This window comes from Shewanella sp. M16 (assembly GCF_018224605.1).
Classification (GTDB): domain Bacteria; phylum Pseudomonadota; class Gammaproteobacteria; order Enterobacterales; family Shewanellaceae; genus Shewanella; species Shewanella oncorhynchi.
Window position 1 is genome coordinate 1 of sequence record NZ_JAGTUL010000035.1, and the last position, 14,717, is coordinate 14,717.

6 protein-coding genes and 1 rRNA gene are annotated in these 14,717 nt (G+C 44.4%); 2 read left to right on the forward strand and 5 right to left on the reverse strand.

Annotated elements, in window-relative coordinates; genetic code table 11:
• Nucleotides 1–62: ribosomal RNA gene (locus tag KFE26_RS18755) — 16S ribosomal RNA — on the reverse strand; the annotation flags it as partial.
• An 861-nt stretch (nucleotides 63–923) separates the two neighbouring features.
• Nucleotides 924–3,521 carry a bifunctional aconitate hydratase 2/2-methylisocitrate dehydratase gene (gene acnB, locus KFE26_RS18760; protein WP_173247838.1) on the reverse strand — a complete coding sequence of 866 codons (2,598 nt, stop codon included), beginning with the start codon at nucleotides 3,519–3,521 and terminating at the stop codon, nucleotides 924–926.
• Between the two features lie 434 nt (nucleotides 3,522–3,955).
• Between acnB and hxpB the strand changes: the two genes are divergently transcribed.
• Complete coding sequence (hxpB, locus tag KFE26_RS18765; protein WP_113940780.1) at nucleotides 3,956–4,615, forward strand: hexitol phosphatase HxpB; 660 nt, start codon at nucleotides 3,956–3,958, stop codon at nucleotides 4,613–4,615.
• Between the two features lie 74 nt (nucleotides 4,616–4,689).
• A complete protein-coding gene (locus tag KFE26_RS18770) occupies nucleotides 4,690–5,052 on the forward strand; it encodes a DUF2845 domain-containing protein (protein WP_212601336.1) in 363 nt (120 codons plus the stop codon).
• Nucleotides 5,053–5,132: 80 nt separating this feature from the next.
• On the opposite strand, the gene KFE26_RS18775 is transcribed toward KFE26_RS18770, so the two are convergent.
• The 3 genes from KFE26_RS18775 to KFE26_RS18785 all read right to left on the reverse strand — a co-directional run bounded on the left by KFE26_RS18775 (nucleotide 5,133) and on the right by KFE26_RS18785 (nucleotide 14,395).
• Nucleotides 5,133–7,175, reverse strand: coding sequence for a M13 family metallopeptidase (locus KFE26_RS18775; protein ID WP_212601337.1), 2,043 nt, complete (start codon nucleotides 7,173–7,175; stop codon nucleotides 5,133–5,135).
• A 228-nt stretch (nucleotides 7,176–7,403) separates the two neighbouring features.
• On the reverse strand, nucleotides 7,404–9,620 hold the full coding sequence (locus tag KFE26_RS18780; protein ID WP_173496216.1) for a patatin-like phospholipase family protein: 2,217 nt from the start codon (nucleotides 9,618–9,620) through the stop codon (nucleotides 7,404–7,406).
• Nucleotides 9,621–9,901: 281 nt separating this feature from the next.
• Nucleotides 9,902–14,395, reverse strand: a complete 4,494-nt coding sequence (locus tag KFE26_RS18785) for an EAL domain-containing protein (RefSeq protein WP_212601338.1) — start codon at nucleotides 14,393–14,395, stop codon at nucleotides 9,902–9,904.
• Nucleotides 14,396–14,717: the final 322 nt, after the last annotated feature.

Consider the following 14,717-nt stretch of genomic DNA (forward strand, 5'->3'; position numbering starts at 1 on the left):
ACTTGCATGTGTTAGGCCTGCCGCCAGCGTTCAATCTGAGCCATGATCAAACTCTTCAATTAAAGTTTTGTTGCTTCCGTCTTGCGACTTCAGCGGCTCAATGAATTCTGATTTTTTGTTCCCACTTTAAAGCAGAAACAAACTGTACATATTACTATGAACACTCATTGTTACATTGATTTAAATTTTTGACTGCCAACCCGAAGGCTAAGCAGTTTCGATTAACTCAACACCTGTGAGTGTCCACACAGATTTCTTGTTTTATCTTGTTAAAGAGCAACTCAGTATTCGTAAGAGAACTTGAGTACCACACTGAGCGTCGAACGCTTCCAGTTGGCTAGGGCTGCGTATTCTACGCATTTCCCGTTTCGCGTCAAGGAGTTTTTGCAAACTTTCTTTTCGCTCATCAATCAGTAAACTCATCGATGAACTGTCATATCAGGCTGCTTAACGCTGTCTGCCGTGTCAGTGGATGCGCATTATAGGGAGCAGGAGATTTTGTGCAACCCCTATTTTAAGGAAATTTGCAGTTAATTCCAATTACCTAATCTAGCCACACCATATCCACCACTTACCCCCAAAGTTACCCACAATTCAGTCAAGACTACGCCCTTGTTTCGCATTATGCATAGCCAAAAGCCATCAGATGATTTGTTGATAGTTATGAAAATAGAAGACTTTCGTCTTTTAAAATGAAGATTAAACGGTGCTAAGCGTGAGATTGACCTACGGATCGGCTTAAATGGATTTGTTTTAATGGCGACAACGCGTGACCATTAGTAAGTAGCGAGTTTGTGATGTAAGGCCTAAAGCATGACTATGATAGGGTTCATTGGTGCATAATAGATGTAGAAATAAAACAAACCCACAAAAAAGCCAGCTTACGCTGGCTTTTTACATCAAGTTACCTTAACGGCAATCGATTACACTGCTGTCTGGAAGATCACTTCCGATGCTTTTTTTGTGTAAGACTCGATTTGATCGAAGTTCAAGTAACGGTATGTGTCAGCTGCAGTTGCGTCTAACTCTTTAGCGTATTCTTGATATTCTTCAGGTGACGGCAGACGACCTAACAGTGCAGCAACCGCTGCCAGCTCAGCAGAGGCTAAGTAAACGTTAGCACCTGTACCTAAACGGTTAGGGAAGTTACGGGTAGAAGTCGATACCACAGTTGAACCTTCAGCTACACGTGCTTGGTTACCCATACACAGTGAACAACCTGGGATCTCGATGCGCGCGCCTACACGACCAAAAATCGCGTAGTAGCCTTCTTCAGTCAGCTGATCTCTATCCATCTTAGTCGGTGGTGCAATCCACAGACGTGTTGGCAGGGTTTTAGCAAACTTGTCTAGCATCTTACCGGTTGCGCGGAAGTGACCGATGTTGGTCATACAAGAACCTACGAACACTTCATCAATCTTAGTTTGCGCAACAGATGACAGTAAAACGGCATCATCAGGATCGTTTGGCGCACACAGGATTGGCTCTTTGATGTCATTTAGGTCGATTTCGATTACTGCAGCGTACTCAGCATCTTTATCGGCGCTCATCAGCTCAGGATTGGCTAACCACTCTTGCATACCTTTGATACGACGTTCAATCGTACGACGATCGCCATAACCTTCAGCAATCATCCACTTGAGCATGATGATGTTTGAGTTCAGGTATTCAATGATAGGTTCTTTGTCTAACTTGATGGTACAACCGGCAGCAGAGCGCTCAGCTGAAGCATCAGACAGTTCGAAAGCTTGTTCAACTTTCAGTGATTCTAAGCCTTCGATTTCCAGTACGCGACCAGAGAAGATGTTTACTTTACCTTTCTTCTCAACGGTCAGCATGCCCAGTTCAATGGCTTTTAATGGGATAGCATGAACCAGATCACGCAGTGTGATACCCGGTTGCATTTTGCCCTTGAAGCGCACTAATACGGATTCAGGCATGTCGAGTGGCATAACGCCAGTCGCAGCAGCAAACGCTACTAAGCCAGAACCCGCTGGGAATGAAATACCAATTGGGAAACGCGTATGTGAGTCACCACCCGTACCAACGGTATCTGGCAGCAGCATACGGTTTAACCATGAGTGGATAACACCATCACCTGGACGCAGTGATACACCGCCGCGATTCATGATGAAATCTGGCAGAGTATGATGTGTGTTCACATCAACTGGCTTTGGATAAGCCGCAGTGTGACAGAATGACTGCATAGTCAAATCAGCACTAAAACCTAAACAAGCTAAATCTTTCAGCTCATCACGGGTCATAGGACCAGTGGTATCTTGTGAACCGACAGACGTCATCTTAGGTTCGCAGTATTGACCAGGACGCACACCCGCTACGCCACAAGCTTTACCGACCATCTTCTGCGCAAGCGTATAACCTTTACCGGTATCAGCGACATCTTGAGAACGTACAAAGACGTCAGATAACCCTAAGCCTAATACGTCACGGGCTTTGTCAGTTAAACCACGACCGATGATCAATGGAATACGACCACCAGCACGAACTTCGTCTAACAAGACTTCCGTTTTTAAGCTGAATTCTGAAATCACTTCGTCGCTATCGTGACGCTTAACCACACCGGCGTATGGGTAGATGTCAATCACATCGCCCATTTCCATCTTGTTCACATCAAGCTCGATTGGCAGTGCGCCCGCATCTTCCATAGTGTTGAAGAAAATCGGTGCAATTTTACCGCCAAGGCAGAAACCGCCAGCACGCTTGTTAGGTACGAATGGAATATCATCGCCCATAAACCACAGTACTGAGTTAGTCGCAGATTTACGTGATGAACCCGTACCCACAACGTCACCCACATATACTAATGGATGACCTTGTGCTTTTAATGCTTCGATTTTTTTCACTGGGCCAACGGCACCAGCAACATCAGGCTCGATACCATCACGGGCGTTTTTCAGCATAGCTAACGCGTGCAATGGGATATCAGGACGTGACCATGCATCTGGTGCAGGTGACAAGTCATCGGTGTTGGTTTCACCAGAAACTTTAAATACTGTCAGAGTGACTTTGTCGGCCAGTTTTGGACGGCTTAAATACCAATCTGCATTCGCCCACGCTTCAACCACTTGCTTCGCAAACTCATTGCCCGCTTCCATCTTCTCAACCACATCGTGGAAAGAATCAAACATCAGCAGAGTGTGAGATAGCGCTTTAACGGCTAAAGGTGCTAACGCTGGATTATCCAGCTGCGCGATCAGAGGTTCGATGTTGTAGCCGCCTTGCATTGTGCCTAATAACTCAGTAGCACGCTCAGCAGACAGAATCGGTGATTTTTCAGTGCCTTTGGCAACCGCATCTAAAAAAGCAGCTTTAACATAAGCAGCTTCATCAACACCTGGGGGAATTCGATTTTCAAGCAGGTCGAGAACGAAAGCCTCTTCACCTGCGGGTGGATTTTGAACTAACTTAACCAGTTCAGCCACTTGATGTGCATCTAATGGCTTAGGGACTACGCCCTCTGCAGCACGTTCTGCGACGTGTTTACGATATGCTTCTAGCACGGCAACATTCCTCTTTGTTTGGCGCTCTAACAACGAAACTGCACGTCTTCTTAATTGAAGCTGACAGTCCGACATGATCGACCCGTATTTCCGGCCTGCAGTATACTACAGCTTTGCAAAAGTATGAATCAGGTCACACTCGGCAAAAAGCGAAATAAGGACTAAATCCGGCGGCGAATGCCAACTTACGGGAAGATTAAAACAAGTGAAATTAGACAATAGTTTGAAAACAGACAAAAAACCATACACTACAAATAGTTAACAATGTTTCATTAATTTTAAATCGAACAAGCAATTTTCCGTGTCAGAGAGCAAATAGGTATAAATTTTTCTCATCTTGCTGCATTTTGGCTTTTAAGATGCAGTGCGAGAACTTACACTCAGGCTTAATTTACTGCATATCTCAGTTATTTCCTTAGTCCATCGGAGTACCAATGACATCCCTTAGCATTCAAGCCGTTATTTTTGATATGGATGGTGTTTTAATCGATTCAGAACCCCTATGGCAACGAGTCGAGTATGAAGTGTTATCCGCACTCGGCGTGCCAGTGACGATAGAAACGATTCAACAAACCACGGGCTTACGCATCGATCAATGCGTCGATTATTGGTACCACAAGGCACCTTGGCCACACTATGATAATGCCAAGGTCAGCCAAACGATTGTTGATAAAGTTGCAAATGAAATTCTGGTTAGCGGCGAAGCTATGCTGGGCGTCCACGAAGCGATTGATCACTGCCAAGCGCTTGGCCTTAAAATCGGCTTAGCGACCTCGTCGTTCTACACTATTATTGAGGCGGTTCTTTCTAAGCTAGGACTCAGTGATAAATTTATGGCAGTACAATCGGCGGAGGGACTCACCTATGGCAAACCCCACCCAGAAGTTTATTTGAATTGCGCTAAAGCGTTAGATGTTGATCCCCGTTGTTGTCTTGCCATCGAAGATTCCTTTAACGGCTTAATTGCCGCCAGAGCAGCCAACATGCAAACGGTCGCGATCCCTGCGCCAGAACAAAGAGGCGATGCTAAGTGGATTATCGCCCATCATCAGGCCGAGAGTTTGTTGGCATTAACAACAATTTTGGCAAAATAACGTCACAACACACCGAGTTTCTGCAGGGCGGATAAGCTTAGTCTTTGCCCTACGGATAAATGACAGAATGGTGTATGCACCAGAAGGAATTCAATGTGAAGTACCAGTTCTTAATACTGCCCATGGGCTTAATGCTCATGTCCACCTGTTTACCCGCTAGCGCAGGTGAGACCATGCACTGTAAACAACAAGTGATCAATACGGGCGATACTTTAACGACTGTGCAGGATAAATGCGGCTCGCCCAGTGATATTCGAGAATACAGTCTGCCCGCGACTTATCTCAACGCTAACGGAGACAGGGTGATCGATCCCAGCAAGTTGCCAACTGAGTATCAAGAATGGACCTATGACTTTGGACCAACACGCTTAATGCGTCGCCTGTATGCCACTGATAATAAAGTCACAAAAATTGAATCCTTAGGTTATGGACATTAATCTGCAGCATCATTGATTATTGTCATCAATAAAAAAGCCAGACATTGTCTGGCTTTTCTTATTTCAATCTACTGAATGTATTACCAAATTTTCACACGCTCATCTGGTGTTAAATACATTTTATCGCCTTCTTTCATATCGAAGGCCTTATAGAAGGCTTCCACGTTACGTGGCGTACCCATGGCACGATAATGGCTCGGTGAATGCGGATCTGTCAGCAAACGACGGCTCAGTTCTTCATCACGGTAATTACGGCGCCATACTTGCGACCAACCCACAAAGAAGCGTTGCTCGCCCGTTAAACCATCGAGCACAGGTGCAGGTTTGCCGTTAAGGCTCATCAAATACGAACGTGCCGCTACAGTTAAACCACCTAAGTCGCCAATGTTTTCCCCTAAAGTCAAATCACCATTAACAAACTTGCCGGGCATTGCCTCATAACCTGAGTATTGGGCAGACAACTGCTTACCGCGCTTTTGGAACTCTTCTCTGTCTTTATCTGACCACCAATCACGCAGGTTGCCATCACCATCGTATTTAGCGCCTTGGTCATCAAAACCATGACTAATTTCATGGCCGATTACGGCACCTATACCACCGTAGTTAACGGCATCATCGGCATCCATATTAAAGAATGGCGGTTGCAGAATCGCAGCAGGGAACACAATTTCGTTTTTAACTGGACTGTAATAAGCATTCACCGTTTGTGGTGTCATGCCCCATTCGGTCCGATCAATTGGCTTGCCTAGCTTGTTGATCATGTCTTGATATTCAAACTGAGCGTAACGCATGTAGTTACCCACTAACTCGTCAGCCTTAATATCTAAACCTGAGTAATCTTTCCATTTATCTGGATAGCCAATTTTGTAGGTAAATTTAGCCAGTTTTTCTTGGGCGGCGACTTTGGTTTCTGGCGTCATCCACTCAAGTTCATTAATGCTGACTTCAAAACCTTTGATCAAGTTTTTGATCATGGTTTCCATGCGCGCTTTAGCTTCTGGCTTGAAGTATTGCTTAACGTACTCTTCACCCACTAACTCACCAATCACTTGGTCGGCGCCATCAACCGCTTTTTTCCAGCGTGGCTGCTGCTCTTCGATACCCATTAAGGTTTTGCTCTTAAAGGCGAAGTTCAAATCAACAAAGTTTTTACTCAGTAACTCGGCGTAGCTATCCACTAAGTGGAACGCCAGATAATCCTGCCAAGCCGATACTGGGAATGTCTCGAAACTGGCGCCGAGTTTTTCAAAATAAGAGGGCTGACGCACGATCACTTCAGTCACTTTATCGCCTAAGCCAGCACTCGCAGCAAAGGCATTAAAATCGAATTGACCGGTTAACTTTTGCAGTTCAGCACGATCTAACTTGTTGTATGCCTTGTTGGCATCACGGGATTCGACTCGGCTCCACTGACTTTTGGCGATCATCATTTCGATGTCGGCGACGTTTTTAGCCGCGCGTTTAGCGTCCTTGTAACCCGCTTCGGTCAGTATGTCTGTCACATACTTGGCCATGGCTTGGCGATTAGCGGCAAACTTAGGATCATCTTTTAGGTAATAATCGCGGTCAGGCAACGTAAGGCCCGACTGGCTTAAATACACCGCATACTGGGTTGAGTTTTTAGCGTCATTATTGACGTAAAAACCAAAAGGAATACCAGAACCCGTCGTCAGTAATTTGCCCATAACAGCGGGTAAGTCAGCGTGCGTTTTTGCGGCAGCGATATCGGCCAGCAATGGCTTAAGCGGTGTAACACCTAAGGTTTCAAGTAAATCGGTATTCATGAAGCTGGCATTGAAATCACCGATTTTCTGCTCATTCGAACCTGCAGCAGGATTCTTTTTAGCGGCCGCTTCGTCGATAATTTTCTTCAATGCATCTTGGCTTTGGTCGTACAACACAGAAAACGCGCCATAGTTAGATTTGTCAGCAGGAATAGGCGTATTTGCCAACCATTTTCCGTTAACGCTGTAATAGAAATCATCTTGATGGCGAACTGAGGCATCAAAGTTTTGCAATTCAATGCCAGACACCGCGACGGCTTCAGTTTTAGGCTCAGTACTACAAGCCGCTAAACCTAAACTCAAGGCGATACTCAGTGCCAGTGTGCTTATCTTCTTCATTGTTTTCCCCAGCTTCCGTTGAGAGTTATTATTTTTCCCGCAAAACCTTAGCATCTTGGCACGCCTCACAGTAGTAAGATTTTGTAAAAGGATATGACACTTTAGCGACACTCTTAGCTATTTCGGCAAGCTAACTTCCATAGGGATGACGCTTATAGTTTTTCCATCGACCAAAAAGTAAGGGCACAACCTCAGTCATGCCCTTAAGTTCTTTACAAAAATATCAAACTAGAAGTTTTTACCCACAAATAAATAGAAAGACTTATCGCCAAGATCTGTGATCCCAAAACCAAGTGCCGCAGGTCCCATGGAAGTATCTGTACCGATATAAAGACTCGATGCATAAATCAGATCGGTCAGGGTAACGTCAGTGCGCTCGTCCCAGACATTCCCCGCCTCTAAGCTCCAACCTAGGTATAGAGGATAATCTGTCATACCTAGTGCATCACGCCCGAGATCATATTGATAAATAAAGGCCCCAAACACTTTATGTGCGCCCATAATGGAGTCTTTATGGTAACCAGACAGGTTTAAGAATCCTCCCAGCTCAGATAAATGCAGCGTATTGACCCCATCATTATTGTTGGTAGCAATTGATGCCTTACCAACAAAAGCGTGGTTACCGACACTCAAGGCACCTTTCCAGTCGGCCTCTATTTGCACACTAAATTGGTTTTGATTATCGTCGATACTGTCATTGAAATCTTCATTGCGCACGTAAACGTTTAAGGTTACGCGATTACCTGATGTTGGAAAGCTAATGCTATCTAAGCTATCGTAACCGAACCTAAAGTAAGCACCATAGGAACTAAAATCTAAGTCCTGCGTTAGCCAAACATCATTGACTATCGACCCCTTCTCTGCGACTAAGCCTAACTCAATCATCCCTTGTAAGGTGTAGTTATAACCTATGCCTAATTCAATAGTGTGGGTTTTCTTGTCGAAGGTTAAGATACGACTGTTATTATCGTATAAGTCCCAATCACGGGTATCGTATTGATAGCGGGCACGGCTAAAGAACTGTTGGTCCCTGTCTAAAGGCTGATAGAACTCAGTTGCAAACAACTTTTCAATGCCGAGTTTGACCTCATTGCGCCACTCGCCACCATTAAAGGTCAAATCAGTCATGGTATAAGCCATGTCAAAACTGATGGCAGATTCTGAATTAAAATCATCCTCCCAATTAAAGCCCAGTTGGAAATAATTCGGCCCCCAAGACTTAGCCTTAGTGGTGACTGTGAGTATACGGCCATCCTCACCTTCTACAAATTCAGCATCGACACGTTCAAATTTATTGAGGGAGTAAATACGCTTTAACGCCTCATTAAGCTCGTCTTTAGATACAGCTTGCCCAGGTTTAATATCCAAGGTCTCCGTCAAGAGATTCAAACTCACCTTAGATTGGTTTTCAAATACGATTTCATTAATGGGATGACGTACATCCGCCATTAATAATTTACCTTTGGCTTTTTTAGCCTCGACGTAAGCGGCATATTCCTCAGGGCTCACGCTCATGCTGCTCAACTTATAAAGCTGACCATTAGCGGCTTCTTTTCCAAGGGTTAATGCCAGCGGCATAATAGTGAAATCAGTGGTGCTGAGGGCGTCAATCGCGGGTCGGATCAATACATCTTTATCTGTCAGTAATTGTTTTTGTTTTTCAGTGCTGGCATTGGTCAAAAAATTAGAGAGCTGATCGAGCACTGCGATAGTACTGTCTAATTTATCTTTTTTGACCAGAGGCGAGCCAATATCGACGGCGATAATAATATCGGCTCCCATGGCCTTAACCACATCGACGGGCATGTTATTAGCAATACCACCATCGACCAATAACTTGCCTTCAATTTGTGCTGGCTGAAGTGCACCAGGTACAGTTGCAGACGCTTGCATGGCTTTAACCATACTGCCATGACTAATCACCACAGGTAAGCTAGTTTCTAAGTCGGTTGCAACCGCTCGGTAGGGAATGGCTAAATCATCAAAATGACCAAATTGCTGTACCAGATCTGTCGACTGACGTAAAAGTTGTGACATAGTCTGTCCACGTAGCAGACCACTTGGAGCCCTCACTTGGCCTTCGTTATAGCCAATGTTTAACGGAATATTGTAACGGTCGCGTAACTGTTTATCCCTGTAACTCAAAATATTGCGCGGTATGGTGTCCGAGTAGCCACTGTCCCAGTTGACCCCCATCATGATAGCTTCCACTTCACTCGCACTGTAACCCAGTGAATACATGCCAGCGACATAGGCGCCTATGCTGGTGCCCGCGATGTAATCAACGGGGATGTTATGTTCTTCTAATATTTTGAGCACGCCCACATGAGCGGCGCCTTTAGCACCACCACCACTGAGTACGACACCAATTTTAAGGCGCTCTGCAGCCAAAGACGGGGTAACACATAAACACAAAATAATAGAAGCGAGTAGTTGACGCATCATGTGAGGCTACTTTTTATGGGATAAAAATCCGAGTTATATTAACAAACTTATCGATTTAACCGTCAGTCATATTTTATCTGGACCGACTAGTGATAAGTTTGTGTACTCTTTATACAAACAGATGAAGTTTAATTGAATAAACTGCTAAACAAAATATCCATCATCACTGAAGACGATAACGTTTACATCTCAAGCTCACTGGCTTATATCGTGCAGACGATTGCCCATCAGCTGTACAAATATTAAGTATTCGCGAGCCAATAATAGACTATGTTTCTAGCTTAATGATCAATAGAGACGATTTTGTTATCTGTCTCTAAATAGCGCTCAAAATCATCAACGCACATAGGTTTAGCAAAATAATACCCTTGAATAATATAACAGCCACGGCTAAAGACTTGCTCTAACTGCTCAACCGTCTCAATCCCTTCAGCAACTACATTTAATTTAAGGTTACGGGCTAATTCAATAATACTGCTCACAATCGCCTGATCTGCGGTATTAGTGGCGATATCAATCAAAAAGGAGCGATCAATTTTTAGGGTATTGACTTCAAAATTACGCAAATAAGCCAGTGAAGAATACCCAGTACCAAAGTCATCGATGGCAACCTCGATCCCCAAAGATTTCAATCGAGTAAGATGGTCTTTAGCGACATGCAACTCCTTCATCAATACGCCTTCGGTGATTTCTAATCCTAAAGATGCTGTTGGCATTTGGGTTTCTTGTAAAATTCTTTGGATATCTTCAATAAAATCTGGCTGCCTAAAATGCACCGCCGAAATATTAACCGACAACTTAAAGCCCGAGCCATAGCGCTTAGTCCAATTGGCTCCCTGCACACAGGCTTGTCTTAATACCCAGCGGTCAATATCAACAATTAAACCGCAGGCCTCGGCGACTTTGATGAAAATATCGGGACGAATAAAGCCGTCCAGCGGATGTTTCCAGCGAATTAATACTTCCATTCCTATGAGCTTATCATTACGCAAAATATCAATTTGCGGCTGGTAATAAAGCTCGAACTCTTGCCGTTCTATGGCTTTGCGTAAATCGGCCTCAAGCCGTAAATGATAGAGGGCTTGAGCATTACGCTCCGAGGAATAATATTGGAAATTGCCTCGCCCTTCTTCTTTGGCATGGTACATAGCAAGATCGGCATTCTTGATAAAAGCCTCTGGCTGCACCGCATCGTCGGGCCAAATACTGATGCCTATACTGGTCGAAATATAAAATTCCCGACCATATAACTTAAAAGGCGCGACAATTTGCTCCAACAGGCGCTCGGCGACATGGTTAATATCGTCAATGCTGTTTGCATTGCGGAGTAAAATCACAAATTCATCGCCACCAAAACGACAGAGTAAATGCTCGCTGGAAATACAAGATTGCAGTCGGCTTGATGCTTCGACCAGCAGTGCATCGCCCATGCTATGACCATAGGAATCATTAACATGCTTAAATCTATCGAGATCTAAAAACAGTAGCGCCAGTTTCTCACCTGTTTGTTGCGCAGCTTGAATCGACTGTAATAAACGGCTAGAAAATAAGGAGCGATTTGGCAACCCAGTAAGTACATCGTAATTAGCCAAACGGCGTAAATCGGCTTCAGTACGTTTACGCTCCGTAATATCAGAAAATACCACCACATAGTGGGTTACTTTCCCGTTAATGCTTTGCATCACAGACACGTTTAGCCACACTGGACAGAGTTGCTGATTGGCGCGGATTAACTCCCGCTCTCCGGTCCAAGACTGACTATCACGGAGAAGTTGCTTAATCTCCGATGCTAATCCGTCATTCATCTGTACGAATTGTGCAAATGGTTGCCCAACTAAGTCGTCAGAATCTATACCAATAATTTGTTGCGCAGCGTAATTCGCAACGCGAATACCGCCTTCGACATCTAAAATCAACACACCTTCAGAGGTATTGCCAAACGCTTTCGCCAATAAATTAATTTCATCTTCTAGCTGGCGTTGCACAGTAATATCGCTATAAATACCCGCGACCCGTTCAATTTCATTTGAGTGCTTATTGCGAGCAACTGGCCGCCCTCTAACCCTCAGCCACCCCCAATTACCGTCCTTACGCTGATAGCGATATTCGGCCTCAAATCGGTCAATCTCACCCGCCATCATGTTGTCCCACTGAGCGAGAGCTTTCTCCCTATCCTGCGGATGCACAGGCAAATCCTCTAAGCTCACCACAATCTCATTAGCATGTGTACCAAGCACCGAACCGCGATTATCAAGGTGAAATGCCTGAGTATTTTTATGCCACTCCCAGAGATCTGAGTCACTGCCGCGCAAAGACTGCCTTAACCTGTCCTCACTTTCCGTTAATGCCAGATTCATCTGCTTAAAGGTATTGATCTGTCGTTGTCGATACCAAGCAAGACTTAAAGCAATAATTGAAAATAACAGCAGCAAAATACCTTTAAAACCTTGGGATAACCACCAATGCTGCTCAACATAAAAAGGATAAGAGAACGGCTTATCTGACCATATCCCATTAACTTGACTCAAAATATCTAACACATAGCCACCCGCAGCTAATCCTGCGAGGTTGATCTGAGATTCCCCCTGCAACAAGACGTAATGGCTATCTTCATCCTGATAACGTAATCGGTATTTAAATTGAATTGGCGAATCATCGAGATAATCTAAGTTAGTGATTTGAAAACTCACCATATTCGCATCGGGTTTGATAGTCATCAGGTTACGCGGCAACAAGGATACTTCTGTCGTGTTGTTATAGTACACAGAGACAGATTCAAGCATCACATGGTCATCGGTTATACGATTGACCAGCCTATTGACATCGAGTCGCATCACACCTTCAGGTGTTCCTAAGTAAAAGCCTGTTTTTGGCGAATAAAAATAAGCGCCCTCGTTCATTTCATCGGAAATCAAACCATCGAGTTGATTAAACATCGCGATATTGCCTGTTTGAATATCCTGACGAATCAAAGAATCAGCACAACCCACAAGATTTGACTTAGGGGTCTTTTGAATAAAAAACACTGAACTACAATTTAATTGCCATTCGGAAGTCAGTGAAACTAACGATTCCGCCTGCTGATGATATTCAAACAAACCTTTTTCATAGGAACCAAACCAGATAATTCCCGGGGACATTTCTTCAATATGGCTAATCGTTGGTTGTGCCGCAAAAGCATTAAATAAGTGCCGTTGATCATGAAACTCGTTTTGACCGTCTATGTAACCAAAGACTTTTTTACCGCCAACCCAAAGACGACCGTCTGAGGTACGATAAATCGTGCGGATCACTGGCCGCTTGGGGCCATCAAATTCGTTCGATGACTTATCAATATCAAATGGCTGGGGCTCATAGAGTCCCATTTCCCAAAAATAGAGTCCCGTGGTAGTCGCAATCCAGACACGTCCTTTCAGTTTGGGATCCCGATAAGTTTTATATATGAGCTTATTTTTAAAGTCATCCTGACCGTGAGTCCATTTAGAAAAACTGCTTCCTTGCAAGGTCTCTTTATCAATAACAAAAAGACCACTGGTTGTTGAGATCAGTAAATAATGGTCCTCAAACTCACTAATATCATAAATACTTTCGTGGGGATTAAACCCCTCAATCGGAATGTTAACCGCTTTTTTACTGCCCTTAGCAACAAAATCTAAACTAGAAGAACCGAGCCAAACCCCTTCATCACTGGCATGTACAGACCAAGTCATAGCATCGCTCAGCTGATAGGGTTCATCTGCCGCATAAGTATCAAGAATGAAATCAGGCGGTGACGCTAACAATGCCAATCCATCACCAGAGCCTCCAACCCACATCAAACCTGCATCATCAAACAACATGGCTTTCAGCGTTTCCATGTTAGCCTCAGCCTTCAACTCTTGCTGATAATTCTCAATCAACCGCGTCTCAGGCGACCATTTTAACAAGCCAATACGACTGGCAAACCACAAATACCCTTTAGCATCTTCAATGATCGCTGTGCTCCAATCGGGTAATTCCAGCACAGGTGTAATTTGATGAGCGATTTGATCTAATTGATAAACACCACGCCCTGTCGCAATCCAGATCCTATGTTGAGTATCCTCCAACATATCGAGAATACTGCCCATAGATTCGGTCCAAGGGTATTGAAACAGCCGTTCGCCCTTGTTGTCGAGGAGCTCTAGTTGCAACTGCCCCGCAACCAACATGTGTCCATTGGGCATAAGCAATAACTTGCGCCAAGGAAGGTCACGATTAACAGCTAATTGAGTAATAAGGCGCAGTTCAGACTTTGAAGGGGAAAACTCATAGATCTGACCATTATCAATTAATAATCGCCATGTTTTGCTATTCTTGCGGGCTGCCGATATCAGCGCACCACCTGGAAACTGCGGGAATAGATAGGGAGAGCCAAACGCGGTAAATTGATTTTGTACTATATCGTAAAGGTAAATCGCGGCATTGGTACTGACCAATAACTTGTCTCGGTCGATGTTCACCACTGTCGTTAAAAAGTCATCCGCAAGCCGTGATTCCGTGCCAATTTTATCAATGCGCCGCACCTTAGAATTACTGACCCGATACAAGCCCTGCTCAGTCGCTGCCCATACAAAACCGTAGTCATCTAAGGCTAAACCTCGGATGCTGGTGACAGCTAAACCGTCTCTATCGGTAAAAACACGCTGCACAAAGCCGCCCGCCCAAGCCGAATGGACGCTAATCAGTGAAAGGATGAAACATGTCAGAATTGTTCTAATTATTTTTGTTTGCATGTGACAACTTACTTCATACATATACCCAAACCACCTCAAAATGCAAAATTCAGCGGGAATTTAACGCACTTTAGGCAAGACGGCTATTTGCAGGCCTAGTGGGCTAAGTCAAAAATAGCCTACACCGCATAAAGTGCGTTAAAACCCGCCGGGACGGAGCACCCAGGGCACTCCACTTCCGTGTTGCATCAATTCAAAAGGTGGCTACATTTTTTCATTGATGCGCCTTGAATTGAAGCACCCTGGGCGCTCTGAAACTCGTATTTTGAGGTCGCTTGGGTATAACTGTACTGTAGCAGCTCAATCCTATCAATTCATCCGCTTGTTTACATAAAATTTACAA

Coding starts and splice junctions, on each gene's coding strand:
- KFE26_RS18785 (WP_212601338.1), bottom strand. CDS start 14,395: ATGTATGAAGTAAGTTGTCACATGCAAACAAAAATAATTAGAACAATT.
- KFE26_RS18775 (WP_212601337.1), bottom strand. CDS start 7,175: ATGAAGAAGATAAGCACACTGGCACTGAGTATCGCCTTGAGTTTAGGT.
- KFE26_RS18780 (WP_173496216.1), bottom strand. CDS start 9,620: ATGATGCGTCAACTACTCGCTTCTATTATTTTGTGTTTATGTGTTACC.
- hxpB (WP_113940780.1), top strand. CDS start 3,956: ATGACATCCCTTAGCATTCAAGCCGTTATTTTTGATATGGATGGTGTT.
- KFE26_RS18770 (WP_212601336.1), top strand. CDS start 4,690: ATGCACCAGAAGGAATTCAATGTGAAGTACCAGTTCTTAATACTGCCC.